Annotated in this window: 27 protein-coding genes; 11 read left to right on the forward strand and 16 right to left on the reverse strand. The window is 65.9% G+C overall.

The genetic code is table 11. The features are described from left to right. Window positions 1–6: 6 nt before the first annotated feature. The 3 genes from ACZ42P_RS12020 to folE2 are packed head-to-tail and all read left to right on the forward strand — an operon-like array spanning window position 7 to window position 3,603. Window positions 7–852, forward strand: a complete 846-nt coding sequence (locus tag ACZ42P_RS12020) for a polyprenyl synthetase family protein (protein ID WP_464899407.1) — start codon at window positions 7–9, stop codon at window positions 850–852. Between the two features lie 2 nt (window positions 853–854). After that, a complete protein-coding gene (gene dxs / locus ACZ42P_RS12025) occupies window positions 855–2,741 on the forward strand; it encodes a 1-deoxy-D-xylulose-5-phosphate synthase (RefSeq protein ID WP_464897774.1) in 1,887 nt (628 codons plus the stop codon). A gap of 49 nt (window positions 2,742–2,790) precedes the next feature. Beyond that, complete coding sequence (gene folE2 / locus ACZ42P_RS12030; protein WP_464897775.1) at window positions 2,791–3,603, forward strand: GTP cyclohydrolase FolE2; 813 nt, start codon at window positions 2,791–2,793, stop codon at window positions 3,601–3,603. Between the two features lie 662 nt (window positions 3,604–4,265). Here folE2 and ACZ42P_RS12035 read toward each other — a convergent pair. Next, window positions 4,266–5,378, reverse strand: a complete 1,113-nt coding sequence (locus ACZ42P_RS12035; RefSeq protein WP_464897776.1) for a class I SAM-dependent methyltransferase — start codon at window positions 5,376–5,378, stop codon at window positions 4,266–4,268. Window positions 5,379–5,427: 49 nt separating this feature from the next. Next, window positions 5,428–6,087 carry a retropepsin-like aspartic protease family protein gene (locus ACZ42P_RS12040; RefSeq protein WP_464897777.1) on the reverse strand — a complete coding sequence of 220 codons (660 nt, stop codon included), beginning with the start codon at window positions 6,085–6,087 and terminating at the stop codon, window positions 5,428–5,430. A 12-nt stretch (window positions 6,088–6,099) separates the two neighbouring features. Between ACZ42P_RS12040 and ACZ42P_RS12045 the strand changes: the two genes are divergently transcribed. Further along, a complete protein-coding gene (locus ACZ42P_RS12045) occupies window positions 6,100–6,807 on the forward strand; it encodes a type 1 glutamine amidotransferase (RefSeq protein ID WP_464897778.1) in 708 nt (235 codons plus the stop codon). Window positions 6,808–6,840: 33 nt separating this feature from the next. Here ACZ42P_RS12045 and ACZ42P_RS12050 read toward each other — a convergent pair whose 3' ends face one another. From ACZ42P_RS12050 to ACZ42P_RS12090, 9 genes are all read right to left on the reverse strand, one after another. Next, window positions 6,841–7,398 (reverse strand): DJ-1 family glyoxalase III, encoded by a 558-nt coding sequence (locus ACZ42P_RS12050; protein ID WP_464897779.1) that lies wholly within the window; start codon window positions 7,396–7,398, stop codon window positions 6,841–6,843. A 10-nt stretch (window positions 7,399–7,408) separates the two neighbouring features. Next, complete coding sequence (locus ACZ42P_RS12055) at window positions 7,409–7,894, reverse strand: YajQ family cyclic di-GMP-binding protein (RefSeq protein ID WP_464897780.1); 486 nt, start codon at window positions 7,892–7,894, stop codon at window positions 7,409–7,411. A gap of 13 nt (window positions 7,895–7,907) precedes the next feature. Beyond that, a complete protein-coding gene (locus ACZ42P_RS12060) occupies window positions 7,908–8,486 on the reverse strand; it encodes an MFS transporter (protein ID WP_464897781.1) in 579 nt (192 codons plus the stop codon). Window positions 8,487–8,513: 27 nt separating this feature from the next. Further along, window positions 8,514–8,825: a pyrimidine/purine nucleoside phosphorylase gene (ppnP, locus tag ACZ42P_RS12065; RefSeq protein ID WP_464897782.1), complete on the reverse strand. Its 312-nt coding sequence runs from the start codon at window positions 8,823–8,825 to the stop codon at window positions 8,514–8,516. A 9-nt stretch (window positions 8,826–8,834) separates the two neighbouring features. Continuing rightward, the gene (locus ACZ42P_RS12070; protein ID WP_464897783.1) at window positions 8,835–10,052 is read right to left on the reverse strand and encodes an argininosuccinate synthase; all 1,218 of its coding nucleotides are present in this window, start codon (window positions 10,050–10,052) and stop codon (window positions 8,835–8,837) included. A gap of 9 nt (window positions 10,053–10,061) precedes the next feature. Next, window positions 10,062–10,295, reverse strand: a complete 234-nt coding sequence (locus tag ACZ42P_RS12075; RefSeq protein ID WP_464897784.1) for a DUF2283 domain-containing protein — start codon at window positions 10,293–10,295, stop codon at window positions 10,062–10,064. Beyond that, the gene (gene argF, locus ACZ42P_RS12080) at window positions 10,292–11,230 is read right to left on the reverse strand and encodes an ornithine carbamoyltransferase (protein ID WP_464897785.1); all 939 of its coding nucleotides are present in this window, start codon (window positions 11,228–11,230) and stop codon (window positions 10,292–10,294) included. Before argF ends, ACZ42P_RS12075 begins: the two co-directional genes overlap by 4 nt. 9 nt (window positions 11,231–11,239) lie before the next feature. Continuing rightward, entirely contained in the window at window positions 11,240–12,424 is a 1,185-nt protein-coding gene (locus tag ACZ42P_RS12085) for an acetylornithine transaminase (protein ID WP_464897786.1), read from the reverse strand. Window positions 12,425–12,488: 64 nt separating this feature from the next. Next, entirely contained in the window at window positions 12,489–12,974 is a 486-nt protein-coding gene (locus ACZ42P_RS12090) for a urate hydroxylase PuuD (protein ID WP_464897787.1), read from the reverse strand. 328 nt (window positions 12,975–13,302) lie between these two features. On the opposite strand from ACZ42P_RS12090, the gene ACZ42P_RS12095 reads away from it, so the two are divergent. Further along, window positions 13,303–13,620, forward strand: coding sequence for a DUF3579 domain-containing protein (locus ACZ42P_RS12095; protein WP_464897788.1), 318 nt, complete (start codon window positions 13,303–13,305; stop codon window positions 13,618–13,620). Window positions 13,621–13,701: 81 nt separating this feature from the next. Here the strand turns inward: ACZ42P_RS12095 and rpsT are convergent, their stop codons facing one another. Continuing rightward, window positions 13,702–13,965, reverse strand: coding sequence for a 30S ribosomal protein S20 (rpsT, locus tag ACZ42P_RS12100; RefSeq protein ID WP_464897789.1), 264 nt, complete (start codon window positions 13,963–13,965; stop codon window positions 13,702–13,704). A gap of 138 nt (window positions 13,966–14,103) precedes the next feature. Here rpsT and murJ point away from each other — a divergent pair, with 138 nt between their 5' ends. Genes murJ through ACZ42P_RS12125 form a run of 5 tightly spaced genes read left to right on the forward strand, consistent with a single transcriptional unit; the run spans window position 14,104 to window position 20,385 of the window. After that, window positions 14,104–15,642 carry a murein biosynthesis integral membrane protein MurJ gene (murJ, locus tag ACZ42P_RS12105; RefSeq protein WP_464897790.1) on the forward strand — a complete coding sequence of 513 codons (1,539 nt, stop codon included), beginning with the start codon at window positions 14,104–14,106 and terminating at the stop codon, window positions 15,640–15,642. Between the two features lie 36 nt (window positions 15,643–15,678). After that, window positions 15,679–16,632, forward strand: a complete 954-nt coding sequence (locus ACZ42P_RS12110) for a bifunctional riboflavin kinase/FAD synthetase (protein ID WP_464897791.1) — start codon at window positions 15,679–15,681, stop codon at window positions 16,630–16,632. A 48-nt stretch (window positions 16,633–16,680) separates the two neighbouring features. After that, on the forward strand, window positions 16,681–19,461 hold the full coding sequence (gene ileS, locus ACZ42P_RS12115) for an isoleucine--tRNA ligase (RefSeq protein WP_464897792.1): 2,781 nt from the start codon (window positions 16,681–16,683) through the stop codon (window positions 19,459–19,461). Continuing rightward, a complete protein-coding gene (gene lspA, locus ACZ42P_RS12120) occupies window positions 19,454–19,933 on the forward strand; it encodes a signal peptidase II (RefSeq protein WP_464897793.1) in 480 nt (159 codons plus the stop codon). Before ileS ends, lspA begins: the two co-directional genes overlap by 8 nt. Continuing rightward, window positions 19,930–20,385: an FKBP-type peptidyl-prolyl cis-trans isomerase gene (locus tag ACZ42P_RS12125; protein WP_464897794.1), complete on the forward strand. Its 456-nt coding sequence runs from the start codon at window positions 19,930–19,932 to the stop codon at window positions 20,383–20,385. The genes lspA and ACZ42P_RS12125 overlap by 4 nt, the downstream gene beginning before the upstream one ends. Here ACZ42P_RS12125 and ACZ42P_RS12130 read toward each other — a convergent pair. After that, the gene (locus ACZ42P_RS12130; RefSeq protein WP_464897795.1) at window positions 20,348–20,566 is read right to left on the reverse strand and encodes a cold-shock protein; all 219 of its coding nucleotides are present in this window, start codon (window positions 20,564–20,566) and stop codon (window positions 20,348–20,350) included. The two genes, ACZ42P_RS12125 and ACZ42P_RS12130, sit on opposite strands and share 38 nt — an antisense overlap. A gap of 94 nt (window positions 20,567–20,660) precedes the next feature. Here ACZ42P_RS12130 and ispH point away from each other — a divergent pair, with 94 nt between their 5' ends. Then, window positions 20,661–21,581, forward strand: coding sequence for a 4-hydroxy-3-methylbut-2-enyl diphosphate reductase (ispH, locus tag ACZ42P_RS12135; RefSeq protein ID WP_464897796.1), 921 nt, complete (start codon window positions 20,661–20,663; stop codon window positions 21,579–21,581). Between the two features lie 114 nt (window positions 21,582–21,695). Here ispH and ACZ42P_RS12140 read toward each other — a convergent pair whose 3' ends face one another. Genes ACZ42P_RS12140 through ACZ42P_RS12150 form a run of 3 tightly spaced genes read right to left on the reverse strand, consistent with a single transcriptional unit; the run spans window position 21,696 to window position 25,882 of the window. Beyond that, window positions 21,696–22,106 carry a type IV pilin protein gene (locus ACZ42P_RS12140; protein WP_464897797.1) on the reverse strand — a complete coding sequence of 137 codons (411 nt, stop codon included), beginning with the start codon at window positions 22,104–22,106 and terminating at the stop codon, window positions 21,696–21,698. Beyond that, entirely contained in the window at window positions 22,087–22,440 is a 354-nt protein-coding gene (locus tag ACZ42P_RS12145; RefSeq protein WP_464897798.1) for a hypothetical protein, read from the reverse strand. Before ACZ42P_RS12145 ends, ACZ42P_RS12140 begins: the two co-directional genes overlap by 20 nt. Before the next feature lie 13 nt (window positions 22,441–22,453). Beyond that, window positions 22,454–25,882 carry a pilus assembly protein gene (locus ACZ42P_RS12150; RefSeq protein WP_464897799.1) on the reverse strand — a complete coding sequence of 1,143 codons (3,429 nt, stop codon included), beginning with the start codon at window positions 25,880–25,882 and terminating at the stop codon, window positions 22,454–22,456. Between the last annotated feature and the right edge of the window lie 5 nt (window positions 25,883–25,887).

Here is a 25,887-nt window from a genome sequence, read left to right on the forward strand (position 1 = left end):
GCACGCATGGAGGCGGCCCTGGCACGCCATCTGCCTGCCTCCGACATCGCCCCGGTGCGCCTGCACGAGGCCATGCGCTATGCCGTGCTGGGGGGCGGCAAGCGGGTGCGGCCGCTCTTGGCCTTTGGCGCAGGCGAGGTGGCCGGCGCCCATCCGGACCGGGTGGAGGTGGTGGCCTGCGCGGTGGAGCTGATCCACGCCTATTCCCTGGTGCACGACGACCTGCCCTGCATGGACGACGATGTGCTGCGCCGGGGCAAGCCCACCGTGCACGTGGAATTCGACGAGGCCACGGCCCTGCTGGTGGGCGATGCCCTGCAGAGCCTGGCCTTCCAGCTGCTGGCCCAGTATCCCCTGGCCGACGATCCCCAGCGCCAGCTGGAGATGGTGGCGCTGCTGGCGGTGGCCGCGGGTTCCCGCGGCATGGCCGGCGGCCAGGCCATCGATCTCGCCAGCGTGGGCAAGCATCTCACCCTGCCCGAGCTGGAGTTCATGCACGTGCACAAGACCGGCGCGCTGATCCGCGCCTCGGTCATGCTGGGCGCCCTGTGCGGGGATCTCGCCGAGGGCGACGTGGGCCGCCTCGACCACTTCGCCAAGTTCGTCGGGCTGGCCTTCCAGGTGGTGGACGACGTGCTGGACGCCGAAGCCAGCACCGCCACCCTGGGCAAGACCGCCGGCAAGGACGCCGAGCAGAACAAGCCCACCTACGTGAGCCTGCTGGGCCGTGCCGAAGCCCGCCGGCTGGCCCAGGAAATGCGCGACGAGGCCGTCGCCGCCCTGGCCCCCTTCGGAAAGCGCGCAGAGCGCCTGCGCGAAATCGCCGATTTCATCGTGCTGCGCCGTTTCTGAACATGCCGGAATCCCTGCTCAAGCGCATCGACGATCCGGCCCAGCTGCGCCGGCTGGAGCGCCGGGAGCTGCCGCGGCTCGCCGCCGAGCTGCGCGAATTCCTGGTGGAGAGCGTCTCGCGCACCGGCGGCCATCTCGCCTCCAATCTCGGTGCGGTGGAACTCACCATCGCCCTGCATTACGTGTTCAACACGCCGGAAGACCGCCTGGTGTGGGACGTGGGGCACCAGAGCTACGCCCACAAGATCCTCACCGGCCGGCGCGAGGCCATGGCCACCCTGCGTCAGCGGGGCGGCATCGCCGGCTTTCCCAAGCGTGAGGAAAGCCCCTACGACACCTTCGGCACCGGTCATTCCAGCACCTCCATCTCCGCGGCGCTGGGCATGGCAGTGGCGGCGAAGCGCGCCGGCTCGGAGCGCCGCACCGTGGCCATCATCGGCGACGGGGCGCTCACCGGTGGCATGGCCTTCGAGGCACTCAACAACGCGGGGGCGTCCGACGCCAACCTCCTGGTCATCCTCAACGACAACGAGATGTCCATCTCGCCCAACGTGGGCGCTCTCACCAACTATCTGGCGCGGCTGCTCTCCAGCCGTTTCTATACCGAGGTGCGGCGCCGCGGCGGCGAGGTGCTGAAGGCGCTGCCCCCCATCCGCGAATTCGCGCGGCGCGCCGAGGAGCACTTCAAGGGCATGGTCACGCCCGGCACCCTGTTCGAGGAATTCGGCTTCAACTACGTGGGGCCCATCGACGGCCACGATCTGGACGTGCTGATCGACACCCTGTCCAACATCCGGCGGCTGGAAGGTCCCCAGTTCCTGCACGTGGTCACGAGGAAGGGGCAGGGCTACAAGCTGGCGGAGGACGATCCCTGCCTCTACCACGGTGTGGCGCGCTTCAATCCGCGGCAGGGGGTGGCGGGCAAGGCGTCCGCCCCGCGCACCTACACCCAGGTGTTCGGCGACTGGCTGTGCGACATGGCGGAACAGGATCCGCGCCTGGTGGCCATCACCCCGGCCATGCGCGAGGGGTCCGGCATGGTGGCCTTCTCCGAACGCTTCCCGGAACGCTTCCACGACGTGGGCATCGCCGAACAGCATGCCCTCACGTTCGCGGCGGGACTCGCGTGCGAGGGCCTGAAGCCGGTGGTGGCCATCTATTCCACCTTCCTGCAGCGCGCCTACGACCAGCTCATCCATGACATCGCCCTGCAGAACCTGCCCGTGATGCTGGCCATCGACCGCGCGGGACTGGTGGGGGCGGACGGCCCCACCCATGCCGGCGCCTTCGACCTGTCCTTCCTGCGCTGCATCCCCAACCTGACCATCCTCGCGCCCTCCGACGAGGACGAATGCCGGCAGATGCTCTACACCGCCTATACCCTGGACGGTCCCACGGCGGTGCGCTATCCCCGCGGTGCGGGGGTGGGGGTGCCGGAGCGACGGCAGATGCAGGCTTTGCCGGTGGGCAGGGGGGAAGTCCGGCGGGAGGGCAGGAAAATCGCCCTGCTCGCCTTCGGCAGCATGCTGGCGCCGGCCCTGGCCGCGGGGGCGGAACTCGACGCCACCGTGGTCAACATGCGCTTCGTGAAGCCCCTGGACGACGACCTGGTGCGGGAGGTGGCGCAGTCCCATGACCTGCTGGTCACCCTGGAGGAGAACGTGATCCAGGGTGGGGCCGGCAGCGCGGTCCTGGAATCCCTTCAGAAACAGGGAATTGTGAAGCGGGTCCTGCAGCTGGGGCTGCCCGACCGGTTCGTGGAGCATGGGGATCCGGCGGGGCTGCTGGCCGAGTTGGGACTGGATGCCGCCGGGGTCGTGGCCGCCGTGAAAAATCATACCCGAGCTATTTACTCGGGTATTGAGCTCGCTTATACTGTCAACTCGTGAGCTCGTCCGGGCGCTGCCCGGGTCCGCCCATCAGCAGAAGGATTCCCCCATGAACCAGTGCGAAACCCTGCCCATGGCCGACGTCCAGTCCTCGGCCGACACCCGCCAGATCGCCATCGACAAGGTGGGCGTCAAGTCCGTGCGCCATCCCATCCGGGTGGCCGACAAGAGCGCCGGCGTGCAGCACACCGTGGCCGTGTTCAACATGTACGTCTATCTGCCCCACCACTTCAAGGGCACCCACATGTCCCGCTTCCTGGAGATCCTCAACGGCTACGAGCGGGAAATCTCCGTGGAGAACTTCGAGCACATGCTGCGGGAGATGGTCACGCGCCTGGAGGCGGAATCCGGCTACATCGAAATGACCTTCCCCTATTTCGTCAACAAGACCGCGCCCGTGTCCGGCGTGCAGAGCCTCATGGACTACGAGGTCACCTTCATCGGCGCCATCGAAAAGGGCGTGTTCCGCCAGACCATGAAGGTGGTGGTGCCCGTCACCAGCCTGTGCCCCTGTTCCAAGAAGATTTCCGACTACGGCGCCCACAATCAGCGCTCCCACGTCACCATCACCGCACGCGCCAACACTTTCGTTTGGATCGAAGATCTGATCCGTGTGGCGGAGGAGCAGGCGTCCTGCGAACTTTTCGGCCTGCTCAAGCGGCCGGACGAGAAATGGGTCACGGAACGGGCCTACGACAATCCCAAGTTCGTGGAGGACATCGTGCGCGACGTGGCCGCCGCCCTCAACCGCGATCCGCGCATCGATGCCTACGTGGTGGAGGCGGAGAACTTCGAGTCCATTCACAATCACTCGGCCTACGCGCTGATCGAACGGGACAAGACCAAGCGGCTCGCTGCGTGACTCGAAGCCCCCGCCGGCGGGGTCGCATCCCCGCTTCGCGGGGCCCCTGCTCCGCCCGCCGGCGGGGGGACTTCTCCTCCATTCCCAATCACTCGGCCTACGCGCTGATCGAACGGGACAAGACCAAGCGGCTCGCTGCGTGACTCGAAGCCCCCGCCGGCGGGGTCGCATCCCCGCTTCGCGGGGCCCCTGCTCCGCCCCCCGGCGGGGGGACTTCTCCTCCATTCCCAATCACCCGGCCTATGCCCTGATCGAACGGGACAAGACCAAGCGGCTTGCTGCGTGACTCGAAGCTCCCGCCGGCGGGGTCGCATCCCCGCCAGGGCGGGGCCCCTGCTCCGCCCGCCGGCGGGGGACTTCTCCTCCATTCACAATCACTCGGCGTGTGCCCTGATCGAACGGGACAAGACCAGGCGGCTCGCTGCGTGACTCGAAGCTCCCGCCGGCGGGGTCGCATCCCCGCCAGGGCGGGGCCCCTGCTCCGCCCGCCGGCGGGGGACGTCGCTTCCCACACCTTGTGGGAGCGGCTTCAGCCGCGACAGACGATTGGGTGCCTGCCGATGGGCGCCAGAGGCTGTTTCGCCCTCTCGCATTCTCTTGCCAAAGGGGCGCAGGTTCGCGCCAGCCGCCTCGGCCCGGAACGGAACGGCCTGCCATTGCAGTCAGGCGCTGCCCCAGGCCGCGAACAGGGGGTCGCTGAAGTCACGCTGGCCGCTGTAGGGGTCGTCCACCGGGCGACGCAGGCCCCGCAGGGTCTCGGTATGGAGCCCGGCGAAGCCGGCCTGCTCCAGCAGCCACCGGACCAGGCCCAGGCGCTCGAAGGGATGCAGCTCGCTCCACACCCGGATCGCCTTGGTCGGGAACCAGCGGTCGGAAAAGGTCACCACGAACCGGCCGCCGGGCCTGAGCACGCGTCGCACCTCGGCGAACACCGCAGCCGGATGGGTCAGGTATTCCACGGAGGCTGTGCAAAGGACGAGGTCGAAGCGGGCGTTGGCGAAGGGCAACTGCGGCACCCGGTTGAGGTCGTGCACCACCCGCTGGATAAGCCTGGGATTGGCTGCCAGCTCGGCAGCGTTCATGCCCAGCCCGGTGACATCGAGGTCGGCCGGGCTTTCGGGCAGGTGGCTCTCCCAGCTGGACATGAGGTCCAGCACGCGTGCGCCCGGTTCGAGAAACCGGGCGTACAGCTGCGCCAGCGCGCCCCGGCAGGCGGCGTCGAGATGATGCACCAGCCGCGGCCGGCCGTAGAAGACCGCATCCGGCCCTGCGTCCTCGCGGTCCAGGGCGCCCTCGGGAAAGTAACAGGCGGCGGGCTGGACAGGAGGCGCCTGCATGCCGGGGCCGGTGAAGAGTTCCGGAAAGCGTGAGGCAGCCGCTTCCCGGTCGCTTCCCTGCAGGATGAGCTGCACGGCCCGTCCTGCCAGGGGATGGTTGAGGTCCACCACGAGAGCCGTCTCGTCACACGCCAGCAGCCGGCAGGGGCGCAAGTCCCGCCGGCCTTCCGCCAGGCCGTGGAAGGCCAGGCGGGGGTAATGGCGCCCCGCGAGGGGCGCGACCCCCAGGCGAAACTCCCCGCGCGGGAGGGTGTGGGGCGGCAGTCCCAGCGGCATGATCCAGGGCTGCGGGTCGAGTGTGACCTGCGGCAGGGATGCCATGGCCGCGCGCGCCTGGATCAGCGCGGCGCCGCTGGCCAATGCCCATTCCGGCAGGATCAGCCGGTCGCGGTGTGTGGCCTGCCCATCCTCCCACCGGAGCACCGCTTCGAGACTCATGGGAATGGGGCTCCCCGGTGAGGCGTGGCACGGGCCACGGGCGCTGCCTTCAGTAAGTCTGCGTCAGGGTCAGCACGTTGCCTTCGCGGTTCATCTGCACCCGCGACAGGAAGCTGTTGCCCAGGAGGGCGAAGCCGTCCGGGAGATTGTCCACCACCGTGGCCTCGACGAAATTGAGGGAAATGGCGCCGACCTTCACGTTGTCCAGGGTGACCTTCCACGCCCGCACCATGCCGCCGGCGGTGGAGACCATGCCCTGGGGCGCGCGCGCGAGATCGATGCCGAACTGGCGCGCGGTGTTGCTGCTGAAGGACACCATGGTGGCGCCGGTGTCCACCAGGAAACGGATGGGCCGGCCGTTGATGGAACCCATGGTGGAGAAATGGCCGCCGCTGTCCGCGACGAGCTTCACCGTGGGTTTGCCGCCCCCGGCGAAGCTGGTGGCGATGCGCTGGCCCATGCCCACCTTCCTGCGCTGACCCTCCACCTCGAACACGGCACCGCCGGAATCGGCACTGATGAGTTTCACGCCCTCGGGCGAGGTCTGGCCCGCACTCATCACCCGCGGCGGGCCGCCATTGATGGAGACCATGGCCTTGTTGGCGAACAGTCCCGTGACTTCGATGTCCGTGGCCCACGCCGGCGCACTGGCCGCCAGCAGCCAGGTCAGGATCGACAGCGTAAAATGGCGGCTTGCCTGCGTTCCCATGAAAGGTCTCCCGTGAAACCGGTTGCAGTGTTCCGTCATGCGCCCACCGAGGGCCCGGGCTATTTTGCCAGCTTTCTTTCGGCGCGGGGCCTGCCCATGAGGCTGATTCCCATCGACGCGGGCGCGCCCGTCCCCGGGGAGGTCTCGGCCTTTTCGGGCCTCGTGTTCATGGGCGGGCCCATGAGCGTCAACGATGACCTGCCCTGGATTGTCCCCGTGCTGCGCCTCATTCGCCAGGCAGTGGAGCGGGGCGTGCCGGTGTTGGGCCATTGCCTGGGCGGCCAGCTCATGGCCCGGGCCCTGGGTGCCAGCGTAGGACCGAACCCGGTGAAGGAAATCGGTTGGGGCGAGGTTCGGGTTCTCGACAATCCCGAGGCGCGTCGGTGGTTCGGCGATGCGCCCCGGCGTTTTCTGGCCTTCCACTGGCACGGCGAGACTTTCACCCTGCCCGAGGGGGCGACCCGCATCCTGGAATCCCCCTTTTGCGCCAACCAGGCCTACGTGCTGGGTCCCCACCTCGGCATGCAATGTCACGTGGAAATGACGCGGGAAATGGTGGAAACCTGGTGCACGGTGGGGGCTGGGGAGATCGCCGCAGCGGGCGGGCCGGCGGTGCAGACGCCGGAGGCGATCCGCGCGGATCTGGACGAGCGTATCGCCCAGCTCAACGCCATCGCCGAGCGCCTCTACAGTCGCTGGATCGCCGGGCTCACCCCCTGAGGGCAGCCCTGGCGCGGCACGCTCTGCCCGCTCTCAATGCGCGGGGCGCAGCAGGGCGGCTTCCACTTCCTGGCGTTTCGCCGGCCCGGCCAGCACTTCGATCAGGGTCAGGGCGAAGTCCATGGCGGTGCCCGGTCCGCGCGAGGTGATGACCTTGCCGTCCTGCACCACCGGCTCGTTCACGTAGGTCACGTCCGGCAGCCCCATCCTGTCCACGAAGCCCGGGTAGCTCGTGGCCCGGCGGCCGCGCAGCAGTCCCGCTTCCGCCAGTACCATGGGCGCGGCGCAAATGGCGCCCGTGAACTTGCCGGCATCGGCCATGCGCCGCAGCAGAGCCTTCACGCGGGCATCCTCGTTGAGGTGTTTCGCGCCGGGCATGCCGCCGGGCAGCACCACCATGTCGTAGTCCTCCCCGAGGGCCTGGTCGAGGGTGGTGTCCGGCACGAGCACGGTGCCGCGGCTGGCCTTCACCGGGCCGGGCTGAAACCCCGCGGTGACTACCTCCACGCCGGCGCGGCGCAGCAGATCGATGATGGTGACGGCCTCCAGTTCCTCGAAACCTTCGGCAAGCGGTACCAGCACGCGGGCCATGATGCCTCCTTCAGTCGCGGAAGTTGGTGAACTGCAGCGGAAAATCGGTGATGGAGCGGCGCACCAGGGCGATGGTTTCCTGCAGCGTGTCCTTCTTGGGGCCGGACACGCGCACCGTGTCGCCCTGGATGCTGGCCTGCACCTTGAGCTTGCTGTCCTTGATGAGCTTGACGATCTTCTTGGCGAGCTCGGTTTCGATGCCGGTTCTCACCGTGACCGTGCGCTTGACCTTGTTGCCGCTGATTTTCTCGGGCTTGCCCAGCTCCAGGCATTTGATGTCGATGCCGCGCTTGATCAGCTTGGCATTCAGGATGTCCTGCACCTGGTCCAGCTTGAATTCGTCATCGGCATAGACGGTCAGCACGTAGTCGGCCTGCTCGACGCGGGCATCCGAACCCTTGAAGTCGAAGCGGTTGGCGACTTCCTTGTTGGTCTGGTCCACGGCATTGCGGACTTCCTGCTTGTTGACTTCCGAAACGATGTCGAAGGAAGGCATGGCTCCTCCTGGATCAGCGGCGTGCCTCTTTGAGCACGTGACTGGTGATGGGCGCCCCCGTGCTGTCGTCGAACTCGATGGCGCACTCGATGGCAAGCCGCGCCAGGGCGTGGGCATCCAGCTTGGGATTGTCGTAGGACGCCCAGAGCGCGCCCATGGCGTATTCGCTGCCCGCGCCGTAGGCGTAGAAGCGGGAAAACTCCTGCACCGTGCGATGGGCGCCGACACCGAAGATACCGTGGGGATTGGCGATGAGCACATGGATGCGCGAGCTTTCCAGATCGTCTTCCTTGTCCTCCGTGGGGTTGAGGAAGTAGCGTTCCTTCATGGCCGCATGGAGTTCCTGCCAGGTGCGGAAGATGGCCTGCACGGAATCGAGACGGGGCGGCGCGTCCAGGCCCGCGAAGTAGTCACGCAGGATGAGGTTGAAGGTGGTGGTGCCGGTGATGGCGATGTAGCTGTCGCCGACGCGAATGATCTTGTCGTGGTTGGCGATGTAGGTCGCGGATTCCTTGGTGGTGCCCCACTTGGTGAGGGTATCCGCCGCAATGGCGATCTGGCCTTTCTTTTTGACAACCGCGAGCGTGGTCATGATTGTCTCCTGTCAGGCAGCGATCCTCTATCCGAAGTGACAGACGTAATCCAGTGTCTCCAGGGTCTCGATGTCGAACTGGCTGTTGCCGGGCACCTCGAACGACTCCCCGGCACGATAGGTTTTCCACTCGTCCTCGCCGGCGAGGCGCACCCGGCACACACCGGCGTTGATTTCCATGCGCTCCGGCGCGCCGGTGGTGAAGGTGAGGGTGCTGGGAAAAATCACGCCACAGGTCTTGCGCGTGCCATCCGGAAACAGCACCGTGTGGGAGACGCACTTGCCGTCGAAGTAGATGTTGGCCTTCTTGACCACGGAAACGTTGTCGAACCGGGACATGGCTGATCCTCAGCGTTGTTTGCGCTTGGCCGCGATACGCATGCGCAGCGCATTGAGGCGGATGAAGCCGCTGGCGTCCGCCTGGTTGTAGGCGCCCTGATCGTCCTCGAAGGTGGCGATGGCGGGATCGAACAGGGAGTCGGTGGGGGAATCCCGGCCGACGACCATGGCGCTGCCCTTGTACAGCTTCAGGCGCACCCAGCCGTTGACGCGTTCCTGGGTGTGGTCGATCAGGGTCTGCAGCGCCTTGCGCTCCGGCGACCACCAGTAGCCGTTGTAGATCAGGCTGGCGTAGCGCGGCATCAGGTCGTCCTTGAGATGGGCCACTTCCCGGTCCAGGGTGATGGACTCGATGGCCCGGTGTGCCTTGAGCAGGATGGTGCCGCCCGGCGTTTCGTAGCAGCCCCGGGATTTCATACCCACGTAGCGGTTCTCCACCAGGTCCAGGCGGCCGATGCCGTGTTTGCCGCCCAGGCGGTTGAGCTCCGCCAGCAGTGCGGCCGGCGACAGGCGCTGGCCGTTGACGGCCACCGGATCGCCCTGTTCGAATTCGATTTCCACGTATTCCGGCTGGTCGGGGGCCTTTTCCGGCGAGACCGTCCAGCGCCACATGTCCTCTTCCGGTTCGGCGGCGGGGTTTTCCAGGTGCCGGCCCTCGTAGGAGATGTGCAGCAGGTTGGCGTCCATGGAGTAGGGCGAGCCGCCGGCCTTGTGTTTCATCTCCACGGGGATGCCGTGCTGCTCCGCGTAGGCCAGGAGCTTCTCGCGCGAGTTGAGATCCCATTCACGCCAGGGCGCGATGATCTTGATGTCCGGGTTGAGGGCGTAGGCGCCCAGCTCGAAGCGCACCTGGTCGTTGCCCTTGCCGGTGGCGCCGTGGGCGATGGCATCGGCGCCGGTGAGGGCGGCGATCTCGATCAGGCGCTTGGCGATCAGCGGACGGGCGATGGAGGTTCCCAGCAGATATTCGCCCTCATAGACCGTGTTGGCCCGAAACATGGGAAACACGAAGTCGCGCACGAATTCCTCGCGCAGATCGTCGATGAAGATTTCCTTCACGCCCAGTTTCCGGGCCTTTTCCCGTGCGGGCTCCAGCTCCTCCCCCTGACCGATGTCGGCGGTGAAGGTGACGACCTCGCATTGATAGCGGTCCTGCAGCCATTTCAGGATCACCGAGGTGTCCAGGCCGCCGGAGTAGGCAAGAACGACTTTTCGGATGCTGCTCATGGCATAGCCTCAGTGGGTGGGATTCTGTTTGGTCAGCACGTCCACCTGGCCGGGGAAGTTGCCGACGTTGAGATAATCCAGGTTCACGCGCTCGCTGGCCTGGTCGATCTGGATGCCCACGGGTTCGCCGTTGGCGGCATAGTTAATGGTGATGCCGGGTGCCGGTTCCCAGGCGGTTTCCGCCTCGCGGGGTTTGAGCTCGATGTAGAGGGCATCCATGTCGCGGAAATAGACGATGTTCATTTCGGGGTCTCGATGCGGCCGAGGAGGAGGTATTCCAAAAGCGCCTTCTGGGTGTGCAGGCGGTTTTCGGCCTCATCCCACACCACGCTTTGCGGGCCGTCGATGACCTCCGCCGCCACTTCTTCGCCCCGGTGGGCGGGCAGGCAGTGCATGAACAGGGCATCGGGCTTGGCCACGCGCATCATGTCCGCGTCCACCTGCCAGTCGGCGAAGGCGCGGCGCCGTTCCTCGTCCTCCGCCTCGAAGCCCATGCTGGTCCACACGTCGGTGGTCACCAGATCGGCGCCCCGGGCGGCCTCCATGGGATCGGCGAACTGCTCGTAGTGGTCGGTCCCGTACAGGCCGGCGCGCTCCGGCTCCACTTCGTAGCCGGGCGGGGTGGAGACGTGGACGTTGAAATCGAACACCTCGGCCGCCTGCAGCCAGGTGTTGCACACATTGTTGGAATCGCCGATCCAGGCCACCGTTTTGCCCTGGATGGGACCGCGGTGCTCGATATAGGTGTAGATGTCGGCCAGGATCTGGCAGGGATGGTATTCATTGGTGAGGCCGTTGATCACGGGCACCCGGGAATGGCGCGCGAAGCGCTCGATGATCTCCTGCTCGAAGGTGCGGATCATGACGATGTCCGACATGCGGGAGATCACCTGTGCCGCGTCCTCCACTGGCTCGCCGCGGCCCAGCTGGGAGTCGCGCGTGTTGAGGTAGATGGCGGCACCGCCCAGCTGGTGCATGCCGGCCTCGAAGGACAGGCGTGTGCGCGTGCTCGCCTTCTCGAAGATCATCACCAGGGTGCGGTCGTGCAGCGGGTGATAGGTCTTGTAGGCCTTGAACTGTTCCTTGATCCAGCGCGTGCGCTGGAACAGGTATTCGAACTCCTCGCGGGTGAAATCCTTGAACTGCAGAAAATGCTTGATCGGCTGCTGTTGTGGCATGGCGCCTCCTCAGGCCGTGGTGGCTGTGCCCGGAAACGCGCGGATCACGGGCACCAGGCCGTCGATGAGATGTTGCGCCTCGGCTTCGCGCAGGATCAGGGGCGGCACCAGGCGCACGATGCGGTCCGAGGTGACGTTGACCAGCAGCCCCTGCTCCAGGGCGCGCGTGACGATCTCGCCGCACGGCCGGTCCAGCTCGATGCCCACCATCAGGCCGTGGCCGCGCACCTGCACCACTCCCGGCAGGTCCTTGAGCCCGGCCGCCAGCCCGTCACGCAGGTAGCTGCCCACGCGCACCACGTTCTCCAGCAGCTTCTCCTCCTCGATGACGCGCAGCACCGTCAAGCCCGCCGCGCAGGCCAGGGGATTGCCGCCGAAGGTGGAACCGTGGTTGCCCGGCTTGAATACCTCCGCTGCCGGTCCCCGGGCGAGGCAGGCGCCGATGGGCACCCCGCCGCCCAGGCCCTTGGCCAGTGCCATCACGTCGGGTTTGATGCCCGCGTGCTGGTGGGCAAACCAGGTGCCGGTGCGGGCGATGCCGCTTTGCACCTCGTCCAGCATGAGCAGCAGACCCTTCTCGTCGCAGAGCTGGCGCAGTCCGGTGAGATAGTCCGGGCTGGGAATGTTGATGCCGCCCTCACCCTGCACCGGCTCCACCAGAATGGCGACGATGTTGGGATTGTGGTCCACCGCATGGCGCGCCGCTTCCACGTCGTTGTAGGGCACGCGCGCGAAACCCGTGACCAGGGGCTCGAAGCCGGCCTGGACCTTGCGGCTGCCGCTGGCGGTGAGGGTGGCCAGGGTGCGGCCGTGGAAGCTTTTCTCCATGACCAGGATGGTGGGCAGGTCGATGCCCTTCTGGTGGCCGTAGAGGCGCGCCAGCTTGATGGCCGCCTCGTTGGCCTCCGCGCCGGAGTTGCAGAAGAAGGCGCGGTCCATGCCCGAAAGCTCGCACAGCCGGGTGGCCAGCGCCTCCTGCAGGGGCACCTGGTAGAGGTTGGAGGTGTGGATGAGTTTCTGCGCCTGCTCGCACAGCGTGGCGGCGAGCTTGGGATGGGCATGGCCCAGGGTATTGACCGCCACGCCCGCCACGGCATCCAGATAGCGCTTGCCGGTGGTGTCCCACAGCCAGACGCCTTCGCCCCGTTCGAAGGCGACGGGCAGGCGGGCGTAGGTGTTCATGAGGTGCGACATTTTCGATCCACCAAAAAGCACACGGCGGCCAGAGCCGCCGTGCGTGTCCGCGGAAAGGCCTAGTTTAGCCGAAAACCACGCCGCTGTGCTGCCAGCCGTAGGCCATGAAGAACAGCATGGGCATGGACAGCATGGTGTTGAAGCGGGAGGCCAGGAAGGCCACGCGACGGGCCCTGGCCTTCTCCTCGTCGCTGGCCGGGGCCAGACCCAGGATCTTCTTCTGGTTGGGCCAGATCAGCACCCAGACGTTGAACAGCATGATGGTGCCGAGCCAGGCCCCCAGGCCGATTCCGGCAAAACCCGGCTGCAGGGTGAACGCCGGCACGAAATGCTGGCCCAACAGCGCCGCGCCGGCCAGCCAGGTGACCACCGCGGCCCAGCGGAAGAACAGCAGGGCACGCGGCGCCACGTGTTTGGTGATGCCGGCGGCGGTGCCGTCCTCGGTGGCGGCCTTGAGGGCGGCGACCTGGACGAAGTTGAAATAGTAGAGCAGGCCGATCCACATGACTCCGGCCAGGATATGGATCCAGCGGGCGAGTACGAGTTCCATGGGGTCTCCTCCCTTACATGAGAAAGTTTTTGACGATGACGTAGAGCACCAGGGTCAGCACGAGCCCGGAAATGACCGTGCCCCACAGGGAGTCCAGCGGGTTTTTCATTGTTCGTTCCTCCTCGGATGTTGGGATGGTCGGGAAAAACTAAGCAATTCCCTCGGATATTTTTCAGGAAAGTGCGGTCTCATGCAATGAAACGGCGGGGCGTGACGGGCTCACGGGCCGGAAGGCCCTCAAGGAACGCCGGCCCGAACCGAAATTTTCCTTTGACTCCATGAAAATTTTTGCTGGCCGGCCAACCAAATGTGATAGAATCCGAATATTATGAAAATCTCAACGAACGATCTCATCATCAAGGGTGTCACCACGTCCGGACGCAGGTTCCGGCCGAGTGACTGGGCAGAACGTCTGGCCGGTGCGCTGGCCGCCTTCGGGGACGACAACCGGGTGAGTTATTCCCCCTACGTGCGGCCGGTCACCCTGGAGGGGGTGGGCTGCGTCGTGGTGTCGCGCGCCCTCAAGGACGTGGACCCCCGTGCCTATGAGTTTCTCGTGGGTTTTGCGCGGGACAACGACCTCACCGTGATCGACGGGGCGGTGTGGGTGACCACCCGCGGCGCCGAAGTGGCTGCGGGCGACTGAAGCGGGACACGGCAGCCGCAGGCTGCCTCCGGGCACAAAAAAGCCGACGCTTGCGTCGGCTTTTTTGCGTGATGGGCTGGTTCAGGCCATGGCCTTGATGGCGGCGGACAGGCGGCTTTTGTCGCGGGCGGCCTTGTTCTTGTGCACGATCTTCTTGTCGGCGATACGGTCGATCACGCGCTGGGCCTCCCGGAAGACTTCCTGGGCGGCAGCCTTGTCGCCGGCGGCAATGGCCTTGCGGACCTTCTTGATGGCGGTGCGCAGGCTCGAGCGCAGGCTCGCATTGTGCATGCGGGCTTTCTCCGACTGGCGCGCGCGCTTGCGGGCTTGTGCTGAGTTGGCCATGTGAACTCCTGAAGATGCGAACTGGAAAAGGCGGCAATTCTACGGGAGCCCGGCACGATTTGCAATGCCGCCAGGGGCTTGCGCCTCGCCGCGGCGGGGCAAAGGGGCTACCATACAGGCTTTTTCTGCCGCCCGTCCATGAATCTGCTCAAAGCCCTGGCCGCCGTGGGTTCCATGACCCTGCTGTCGCGCATCCTGGGCTTCGTGCGCGATGCCGTCATCGCGCGTGCCTTCGGCGCCGGCGCGATGACGGACGCCTTTTTCGTGGCCTTCCGGATTCCCAACCTGCTGCGGCGGCTGTTCGCGGAAGGGGCCTTTTCCCAGGCCTTCGTGCCCATCCTGGGGGAATACCGCGCCACGCGCACCCCGGAGCAGACGCGGCTGCTGGTGGATCACGTGGCCGGCATGCTCCTGCTGGCGCTGTTCGTCGTCACCCTGCTGGGCGTGCTGGCCGCGCCCTGGGTGGTGTACGTGAGCGCACCCGGCTTCAGGGACGAACCGGACAAGTTCGCCCTCACCGTGGCCATGCTGCGCATTACCTTTCCCTACATCCTGTTCATTTCCCTGGTGGCGCTGGCGGGGGGCATTCTCAACACCTACAGCCGTTTTTCGGTGCCCGCCTTCACGCCGGTCCTGCTCAACCTGGCCATGATCGCGGGGGCCCTGTGGCTCGCTCCCCATCTGGATCCGCCGGTGCTGGCCCTTGCCTGGGGGGTGTTCCTGGGCGGGGTGCTCCAGCTTGCTTTCCAGCTGCCCCACCTGGCACGGCTCAAGCTTTTGCCGCGGCCCCGGCTGGATTTCCGGGACGAGGGGGTGTGGCGCATCCTCAGGCTCATGGGCCCGGCGGTGTTCGGTGTGTCCATTGCCCAGCTGTCCCTGCTCATCAACACCATCTTTGCCTCGTTCCTGGCGACCGGCAGCGTTTCCTGGCTTTACTACGCCGACCGGCTGATGGAATTCCCCACCGGCATGTTGGGGGTGGCCCTGGGGACCATCCTGCTGCCCAGCCTGTCGCGCCACCACGCCACCGCCTCCCATGAGGAATACGCCAAGCTCCTGGACTGGGGCTTGCGGCTCACCCTTTTGCTCGCCCTGCCCGCGACGCTGGCCCTGGCGCTCCTTGCCGTGCCCCTGATCACCACTCTGTTCCATTACGGCGAGTTTTCCGCCCACGACGTGTGGATGACGCGCGAGGCCCTGGTGGCCTACAGCCTGGGGCTGCTCGGCCTGATCATGGTCAAGGTGCTGGCACCCGGCTTCTACGCCCGCCAGAACATCCGGACGCCGGTAAAAATCGCCGTGTTCACCCTGCTTGCCACCCAGGCCATGAACCTGGCCTTCATCGGCCCCCTCAAACACGCCGGACTGGCCCTGGCCATCGGCCTGGGCGCCTGCATCAACGCGGGACTGCTGTACCACCATCTGCGGCGGGCGCAAATCTACCGGCCCCAGCCGGGCTGGGGTGCCTTCCTTGCGCGGGTGCTGTTGGCCCTGGCCGTCATGGGGGCGGTGCTGGCCGGGCTCACGGGACCGGCGGCGGACTGGCTCGCCGCCCCGGCCTGGCGGCGGGCGGCGCATCTTGGGCTGCTGGTGGCGGCCGGCGCCGGAGCCTATTTCGGAGTGCTGTTCGCCCTGGGCATGCGGCTCAAGGACTTCGTGCGGCGCGCCGCCGAATAGACCGCGGCGGCGGCTCGCGGCTAGAATCGGGTGCTTATGCTGAATGTGCTGAAACTGACCGAGCGTGCTTGCCGCGCGGACGCAGGCGTGGCGCTCACCATCGGCAATTTCGACGGCGTGCACCGCGGCCACCAGGCCATGCTGGCGCGTCTGAAGGAAGCCGCGGCGCAGCGCGGATTGCCCGCCGCGGTGATGACCTTCGAACCCCATCCGCGGGAATTCTTCACGCCGGATCAGGCGCCCGCGCGGCTCACCAGCCTGCGCGAGAAACTGGAACTGATGCAGGCACTGGGGGTGGACCTGGTCTATCTGTGCCGGTTTGGTCCGCGCTTTGCCGCCCTGACCGCCGAGGAGTTCATCGCCCGCATCCTGCACGAGACGGTGCACGCGAAATGGGTGCTGGTGGGCGACGATTTCCGCTTCGGCGCGCGCCGGGCCGGCGACTTTCCATTGCTGCGCGCCGCGGGACAGCGTTACGGTTTCGAGGCGGAAACCCTGCCCAGCGTGCGGGTGGACGGCACGCGCGTGTCGTCCACGGCGGTGCGTGAGGCGCTGGCCGCGGGCGACATGGAATGGGCAGCGAAACTCCTGGGACGGCCCTACAGCATCAGCGGCCGTGTGGTGCATGGCGACAAGCTGGGCAAGGCGCTGGGTTTCCCCACCGCCAACATCCAGATGAAGCACAACCGGCCGCCGTTGACCGGCATCTTTGCGGTAGAATTGTGCGGTCTCGACGGGGCCTGCCTGCCCGGCGTGGCCAGCCTGGGCGTGCGGCCCACGGTCAAGGACAATGGTGCGCCCACCCTCGAGGTTCATGTCTTCGATTTCCACGAACGCATCTACGGCGCCCACGTGCGGGTGAATTTTCTGCACAAGCTGCGCGACGAGGCGAAATACCCCACGCTGGAAGCCCTCATCGCCCAGATCGAGCGCGACGTGGCGGAGGCAAAGCGTTTTTTTCTCGCAAGGACGCAAAGTGCGCAGGGATAGGACCGCTTACCCCCGGCGCTCTTTGCGTCTTTTGCGTCTGGATCCTCTATGGCCGATTACAAGCACACGCTGAATCTCCCGGACACACCCTTCCCCATGCGGGGCGACCTGGCCCGGCGCGAACCCGCCATGCTGGCCCGCTGGCAACAGCACCGCCTCTATCAGCGTATCCGCGAAGCGGCGAAGGGCCGCCCCCGGTTCATCCTGCACGATGGACCGCCTTACGCCAACGGCGACATCCACATCGGCCATGCGGTGAACAAGGTGCTCAAGGACATCATCGTCAAGAGCAAGACCCTGGCCGGCTTCGATGCGCCTTATGTTCCGGGCTGGGACTGCCATGGCCTGCCCATCGAGCTGCAGGTGGAAAAGGAACACGGCAAGGACATCGACCCGGCGCGCTTCCGGGAACTGTGCCGGGCCTACGCCGCGAGCCAGATCGAACGCCAGAAGAAGGATTTCATCCGCCTCGGCGTGCTGGGAGACTGGGACCATCCCTATCTCACCATGGATTACCGCTTCGAGGCGGACATCATGCGTGTGCTGGGCCAGGTGCTGGAGAACGGCTACCTCTACCAGGGCCTCAAGCCGGTGCACTGGTGCGTGGACTGCGCTTCCGCCCTGGCCGAGGCGGAAGTGGAATACGAGGACAAGACCTCGCCCGCCATCGACGTGGCGTTTCCGGTGAAGGATCCCGCGGCCCTGGCCGGGCGTGTGGGCCTCGCCACCCTGCCGGAAGCCACCTACGCCGTGATCTGGACCACCACGCCCTGGACCCTCCCGGCCAATCAGGCCATCAGTGCCCATCCGGATCTCTACTATGACCTGGTGCAGACGCCAAAAGGCGTGCTGCTCATCGCCCGCGATCTGGTGGAAGCCTGCATGGCACGTTACGGCATCGCGACTTGGGAGGTGCTGGCCAGCGTGAAGGGCGTGGCGCTGGAGGGCGTGCTGTTCCGCCATCCCTTCTATGGGCGCGAAGTGCCCATGATCCTGGGCGAGCACGTGACCCTGGAAGCGGGCACGGGCCTGGTGCACACCGCGCCCGGCCATGGTCTGGAGGACTACCTGGTGGGCCTGCGCTACGGCCTGCCGGTGGACAATCCCGTGGGCGACGATGGGCGCTTCCTTGCCGACACGCCGCTCGTGGGCGGCCAGTCCGTGTGGGCGGCCAACCAGACGGTGACCGAAACCCTCTCAGCCGCCGGGCTGCTCCTGTGCCAGCAGAGCCTGAAGCACAGCTATCCCCATTGCTGGCGCCACAAGACGCCCATCATCTTCCGCGCCACGCGCCAGTGGTTCATTGGCATGGACCGGGCGGGGCAGGGCGGCCAGACCCTGCGCCACCGTGCGCTGGCGGAGGTGGCGCACACCCGCTTTTTCCCCGCCTGGGGCCGTCCGCGGCTGGAAGCCATGATCCGCAACCGGCCCGACTGGTGCGTGTCGCGCCAGCGCAACTGGGGGGTGCCGCTGCCTCTGTTCGTGCACCGGCAGACCGGCGAACTGCATCCCCGCACCCGGGAGCTGATCGAGGAGGCTGCACGCCGCGTGGAGCAGGCCGGCATCGAGGCCTGGTTCAGCCTCGATCCCCGGGAGCTCCTGGGCGAGGAGGCGGCCCATTACCACAAGGTCACGGATACCCTCGATGTGTGGTTCGACTCCGGTGTGACCCACGCCTGCGTGCTCAAGCGGCGGCCGGAGCTAGCCCATCCCGCGGATCTCTACCTGGAAGGCTCGGACCAGCACCGGGGCTGGTTCCAGTCCTCCCTCCTCACCGGCTGCGCCACCGACGGTCACGCGCCTTTCCGAGCCCTGCTCACCCACGGCTTTGTGGTGGACGGCCAGGGGCACAAAATGAGCAAATCCCGCGGCAACGTGGTCGCGCCCCAAAAGGTGATCGACACCCTGGGTGCGGACATCCTGCGACTGTGGGTGGCGGCCACTGACTATTCCGGTGAGCTCTCCATCTCGGACGAGATTCTCAAGCGGGTGGTGGAAGCCTACCGCCGCCTGCGCAACACCCTGCGCTTCCTGCTGGCCAACCTGGCGGACTTCGACATCGCGCGCGACGGTTTGCCGGTGGACGAGTGGTTCGACCTGGACCGCTATGCCTGGGTGATGACCGGCGACCTGCAGGCGGAGCTGGAACGGCACTACGACGAGTTCGAATTCCACCATGTGGTGCAGAAGCTGCAGACCTTCTGTTCCGAGGATCTGGGCGGCTTCTACCTGGACATCCTCAAGGACCGGCTTTACACCAGCGGCCAGAACTCCCGCGCGCGCCGTTCCGCCCAGAACGCGCTCTACCACATCACCCACACCCTCACGCGGCTGCTGGCACCGGTGCTTTCCTTCACCGGCGAGGAAGTCTGGGCGGTGCTCACGGGACGCGAGGACGACAGTGTCTTTTTGCACACCTGGTACCGCCATCCCCTGCCCAGGGATGCCGCGGCCCTGCGGGCCAAGTGGCAGGCCATCCGCGAGGTGAAGGCCGCGGTGCAGAAGCGGCTGGAGGAGGTCCGCGCGGCAGGCGGCATCGGTTCCTCCCTCCAGGCCGAGGTGACGATCCACGCCAGCGGCGCCAAATACGCGGTGCTGCGCGAACTGGAGGACGATCTGCGCTTCGTGCTCATCACCTCCCGCGCCGAGGTGATCGAGGTGCCGGATGCCGCCCTGGAACGCATCGAGGTCACCCCCAGCCCCCATCCCAAATGCGAGCGCTGCTGGCACTGGCGGGCCGACGTGGGCAGCGACCCGAGCCATCCCACCCTGTGCGGCCGCTGTCTGGCCAACCTGTTCGGTGGCGGGGAGCTGCGCCGTCATGCCTGAGGCGCGACTGCTGCGCTGGTACGGTCTGGCCCTTCTCATCATCCTGCTGGACCAGGGGAGCAAGGCCTGGGTGAGCAGTCACTTCCTGCTGGGGGAGCAGCGTGCCGTGACCCCCTTCTTCAACCTGGTGCTGGCCCACAACACCGGCGCGGCCTTCAGCCTGCTGGCCCAGGCCGGCGGCTGGCAGCGGCTGTTCTTCATTGGCGTCGCCCTGGTGGCGACCACGGTGATCGTCTGGCTCCTGCACCGGCACCGCCAGGAATCCCGCTTCTGCCTCGCCCTCGCCGGCATCCTGGGCGGCGCCCTGGGCAATCTCATCGACCGGGTGCGCCTGGGCTACGTGGTGGATTTCCTGGATTTCCATGCCGCGGGCTGGCACTGGCCAGCCTTCAACGTCGCCGACATGGCCATCACGGGTGGGGCGGTGCTCCTGGTGTGGGACAGCCTGCGCCGCGGCGCGCGTGGGAAATGAAGCGCGTGAGCCTGGGGGACACCATCGCCCTGCACTACCGCCTGACGGCGGGGGGCCAGGTGGTGGAGAGCACCTTCGACGAGGAACCGGCCTTGGTCACCCTGGGTGCGGGGGCGCTCGCGGAGAATCTGGAACGCTGCCTGATCGGCCTCGCGCCGGGTGATACCCACGTGTTCCTGCTGGAGCCGGCGCAGGCCTTTGGGGCCTGCGACCCGGCGCGGGTGCACCGCCTGCCTCTCTCCACCTTTCCGCCGGACATGGCGGTGACGCCGCGGGCGTTGATCGAGTTTGCCCTGCCCAATGGCAGCCGGTTATTGGGTACGGTGCTGGAACGGGACGCAACCCACGCCGTGGTGGACTTCAACCACCCCCTGTGCGACTGCCCCGTTCAGTTCGAGGTGCAGGTGCTGGAGATCAGGCCGCCGGAGAATCCGGAGCCGGCACCACGTTGATGGCGTGGGCGCCCTTCTCGCCGTGGGAGATGTCGAAGGTGACCCGCTGCCCGCCACGGAGCGTGCGGTAGCCCTCCATCAGGATGGACGAGTAGTGGACGAACAGGTCCTCCCCCTGCTCGGGCTGGATGAAACCGTAGCCCTTGCTGTTGTTGAACCATTTGACGATGCCCGTGGCCATGGCGGTCTCCTCCTATACTTTTTCGACAGTCCGGCGGATGCCGTAAAAGCTTGTTATTATTGAAAACTGCGTATTTAAAACATTCGGGGCGAATATGCAAGTGATTCTGGCCAACCCGCGGGGCTTCTGCGCCGGCGTGGACCGGGCCATCGAGATCGTGGAACGGGCGCTGGACCGTTTCGGCGCGCCCATCTACGTCCGCCACGAGGTGGTGCACAACCGCTTCGTGGTGGAGAGCCTCAGGGCGCGCGGGGCGGTGTTCGTGGACGAACTGTCCGAGGTGCCCGCCGGCGCCACCGTGATCTTCAGCGCCCATGGTGTTTCGCGCGCCGTGCGCGAGGAGGCGGAAGCGCGGGGGCTGCGCGTGTTCGATGCCACCTGCCCGCTGGTGACCAAGGTCCACGTGGAAGTGGCGCGCATGCACGCAGCAGGCAGGGAGATCATCATGATCGGCCACCAGGGCCACCCCGAGGTGGAAGGCACCATGGGGCAGGCCGACGGTGGCATGTATCTGGTGGAAAGCCCCGAGGACGTGGCGCGGCTGGAGGTGAAGGACCCGGACAACCTCGCCTTCGTCACCCAGACCACCCTGTCCGTGGACGATGCCGCGAAGGTGATCGAAGCCCTGCGGGCACGCTTCCCCCGCATCCAGGGACCCAGGAAGGACGACATCTGCTACGCCACGCAAAACCGCCAGGATGCCGTCAAACGCCTTGCGCGCGAGTGCGACCTGGTGATCGTGGTGGGCTCGAAAAACAGCTCCAACTCCAACCGCCTGCGGGAAGTGGCGGAGAACCTGGGCACCCCCGCCTACCTGGTGGACGGTGCCGCCGACCTCGACCCCGCCTGGTTCGTAGGCAGAACCCGCATCGGCGTGACCGCCGGCGCCTCGGCGCCGGAGACGCTGGTGCAGGAAGTCGTGGCCTGGCTGCAGGCGCGCGGCGCACGGGTGTGCGAGCTCGAGTCCCCCCCCGAAGTGGTGCACTTCCCCCTGCCCAGGGCGCTGGCGGGATAGACAGCTGCGGCTTGGGCCTGCAACAGCGTCCCATCGGGAAGACGCGGGCAAGCGGCCAGACAGGGAAGGGACACATTCGCCCCCGGCTCCCGTGCCCCTGGGGAAGGGCCGGTCCTACCAGCAATCGGCCACAGAGAGAGTGCCGCCCGAGACGGATTTGACGCCTTGTTCGTCGATCTGAAAACTTCCACAGGCATCGCCAGCCTGGGGCCCCACCGGGGTGGCCGTTAGCCGGTACGAGGTTGCCGTGGGGGTGACCAAGGTCAGGGTGTAGAACCCGTGTTCGGACCTGTCGGGAAAGATGCCTCCGCTCCCCAGCGTGGCAGTCGCGTAAGTGTTGCGCTCGGTGTAATAACGTTCCAGAGCCTGGACCGCCCCCGAGAGCGCAGCCCTGGCCTCCGCGCGGCGGGACTTTTGCAAGTACTGAACGTAGGACGGATAGGCAATGGCCGCCAGAATGCCGATGATCGCGACGACGATCATCAGTTCGATCAGGGTAAATCCTTTATTTTTCCAGCCAGACATTTTTCGCTTCCCCCGTTTTCAGATCGACGTCCGCGCTGACAACGAGGCCCGGCCGCAACTCGTAGCGGGAGCTCTGCCGTCCGTCGGCGAAAACCTTCGTGCGGGCCACCACGCGAAAAGTCGCGCCACTCTGGAGACGGACCAAACCGCTGTTGCTGTCGGTCGTGCCGACGATCCCGCGCAAGTGGGCCAAATCCCCGGAAGGGAGTGAGCGGGGATTGGTGGGCGCCGACCCTGCTGCGGGCGTCGGGGCGGGACCGACGGCCTGCATGGCCCAGGTGGGACAGGCTAACAGCATCAGGATACCGAAAAAGGGGAGATAGTGCTTCATCATGGCCGTGCTCCGATCAATCCTTGAAGATTTCAACCCAGGAGGTGCGCCCCTGTCTTACGTTGCCCCCTGTCTCCTTGACGGATTCGACATTGCCGGCGGAGGTGTTGACATATTTGTTCTCGGTCGGGTTGATTCCCGGCTGTAACCTGTCGCGCAGAAAGCCCGGCATCATCGGGATGCCTGCAATCTTTCTGCCGGACACATGTCCACCTGCGATCATGTCGGCACTCGTAATGAGTCCGTCTCGGTTCACGTCGAACACGCCGCTGGTGATGCGGTTGCCGGTATAGATATCGAATTCCTGGATCCAGCCATCTCCGCCATAGGAGCACAATACGGTGCTTGGAATCACGGTGGCAAAAATGCTTCGACCCGCCCGTATCACCGGGTCAGACACCACCCTTTCGGCAATCGCCCCTGGGCCGTATTGGGGCAGTTCCATGAACCAACCCTTCTTGCCTGCGTAATAGGCGCTGGTGGAGATCGTGTTGTCGCCGGTAAAGGTTGCGTCAGTGGGTACACCCACTGCATGAGTTGTCCGCCGGTAGGTGTTCCCATCCGGTCCCGTGTAAGTGCCGATGATGGATTGCTGTACCAGGTCCGAAGGGCTGACTTTGTCGCTCGAGCTTCCCGTGTTCTTGTCCCAGATACCGTAAATGGCCTGTACGTACGTGGTGGTGTTGTCCCCCGTGGCAATGTACGAGCCCGTCCCGAACGTGACGAGATAGCCACCCTGGGGATGTTTCGCGACATCGGGGCGGACCATGATGGGTCTGTTGGCCGCCCCTGTGCTAAAGAGAGGTTGCGGCGTCGAACCGCTCATGAAAGCGGACTTCCAGGTGGAGGGGTTGTTCGCGGTGAGGTCGAATTTCCACAAGTTCCCTTGCAAGTCACCCGCGTAAACGTAGTCCACGATGTAGTCACCATCGACGTCGATCGCAGCCGGAGTGGCCAGGCCGTTGGGTGTCGTCGTCGAACCGGTTTTGGTGGTGATCTTTGCGATCAGCTGTCCGTTTTCGATGTTGACCACATAGAGCACGGCATGCCCCGTGGTGCTGGCTGCGCCGTCGGCCTCCGTGTTGTTGTAGCCATTGCCGAAAATGGCCGCCCACGCGCTGGTGCTGGCTCCGGTGCGCACTTTCACGATGATGGCCTGGCCGTAGGTGTAACCCAGGTCGGAATCATTCGCGTCGGTGAATTCCCAGCGCACGATGTTGCTGGCATTGGCCTCACTGAAGGTGCCGGGGTCGGTGATGTCGAGGGCGAAGATGCCCTGTCCTCCTCCACGCAGGCTGCCCACGAGCACGGTGTGCCAGGCACCGCCGTAAAACACGTCCCCCACCGTGGGCGTGCCGTCCACAAAATAGCGGTGTGAATATGCCGGATCGGTGAAGGCTCCAAAATTCTTGTAAACCGCGGTGGGAATGTATGCGAACAGTTCACGGCCGCTGTTGGCGTCGAACGCATGGAGCATGCCATCATTGGCCCCCACATACAGCACCGGCGTCCTGCTGGCGCGTGCACTGTAGAAGGTCGCGTAATCGACCGACTCGAGTGTCGGGGGATAAGCGAACGGCGGCGGCCCCACGTACACCGGCGATGAGGTGGCGATATCCCCCAGCTTGCTGGTCGGGCGCGGGCGGAAGCGGGGGCTGCAGGTCAGGCACTCCTGCGAGTCGTCGCCACGAATGTATTTCAGACGCAGCTGTCCGTAGCCATCCACGGTACCAGCCATATTCTTGTTCAACCACGTGGTCTGCGCGCTATCAAGCTCGGTAGGGCCGGGGCTGGCCGGATTTGCAGGCCAGCGGAAAGGGATGCCACGGCTTCCGAAAGCAGCCGAGGGTTTGTAGGTAAGGATTTGGCGACCCGTGTCCCAGTTCTGGGTGTTGACGACCTGACCTGCATCCCAGGTGGGGGTGGTGGCGAGCGCGCCGCCGGCGCCGACCGAATAGGCCAGCAGTTGCCCGCTCCAGTCTCCGGAATTGAAACGGGCCTGATAGACAAAGGCGCCCGCGTTCCACGTGCCCGTGTTGAGGGTTACCGCGCTGGCCGCTCCTGTCCGCGAGGTGATGTCCTGGGCAATGGTGGAGAAAGCATTGTTGAGGGCGGTCGGGTCGCTGGCGAAAAAGGCATTGCTCGTGCCTCCGGCCTGGGCCATGGCGTTCATGGCCGCCACTGCGGTGGCGTTGGCGACCGAATCTCCGAGGGCGACCACATAGGTGTTGATGTCGAAGGGCGTGCCGCCGACGCTGACGCTTCTGAGGCTGGTGATCGCGTCGAGCACCCCCTGGACGGCGGGTCTCCAGCTCCAGGTGCCCGTAGCGGGATTGTAGCTGCCGCCCTGGTCCGAAAGGGGCCACATGTCGCCGTTGGTTTTGGCGGTGGGCATGCCGTCGGTGGCCAGCACGACGAAGTTTTTCTGACAGCTTGCCTGGATGGGAGTGCTCCCGCCGGAAAAGTAATTCTTTGCCGAAATCAGGCTGCCCTCCAGGGGGGTAAAGGTCGCCGCGTTCTTGATCTCGGCACTGGTGGGCGTCCCGGGGGTGGTGGCGGGGCTTTCCGTCTCCGGCCCGAGCAATGTCATCAGCGTGTTGAAATGAGCTGTGGAATCGTTCTGTACCGCTTCAAGGAGGGTGCCTCGACCAGTGACGCCGGAGGGGCTGATGTATCCCCAGCCGCGCAGAAGGTTGAGCTGCCGTTGAAAGGGCGCGGCGGTAAAGCCGCAGGCATCGGGTGCGCCATAGGGCGTGGTGGTGAAGCCGGCATCGGTCGGGCAGAAAGCAAGGGTGCCCACTGATGAGCTGAAGTTCGCTGCTGCCCAGCCGCCCCCCGGGTTGTGGGTGCTGTAGGCCCTGTAGGACCTTTCCGTTGGCGCAGCGGAATTGGGGATCAGCCACAGGGAGGAACCGAAATTGGTAGACGTGTAGAGCACGTCCAGGATGTCCACGTCGTCGCTGGCGCGAGCGAAGGTCACATAATTGCCGCCCGGGAACGGCTGGGGATTGGCCAGACAACGCAGACCGCCATGACTTGCCGAGGTGCCGATTCCGTCCGGTCCGATGCCCGTGCAGTCGTCGGTGAATTCCATGGTGCCGGGGTTGCCGAGATAGTAGGGGTAGGTAAACCATTTGCGCGGAGAGCCGGCCAGTTCGAACGTCATGAGCCCCCACCGGAAGGCCGTGCGGTAGTTGTTGATCACCTGCCGCAGAGCCTGGCGGGCGATGTTGCCGCGCGTGTTGGGATCATTGCCATTGATGATCTTTCCGGACATGAGGGCATCCATGGACTGGCTGTTGTCATAGATCACCAGGACATTGGGCGTGACGCTGCTGCTCAGAAAGAGCGGGTACTGGGCCAGGGGAATCGGCGCGCCGGTGGCAGTGCCGGCAAACCCAAGCAATACGGTGAAGACCAAACCGTTGGAAAGCGATGTCCTCATGGCCG

The organism is Thiobacter subterraneus, from assembly GCF_055379455.1.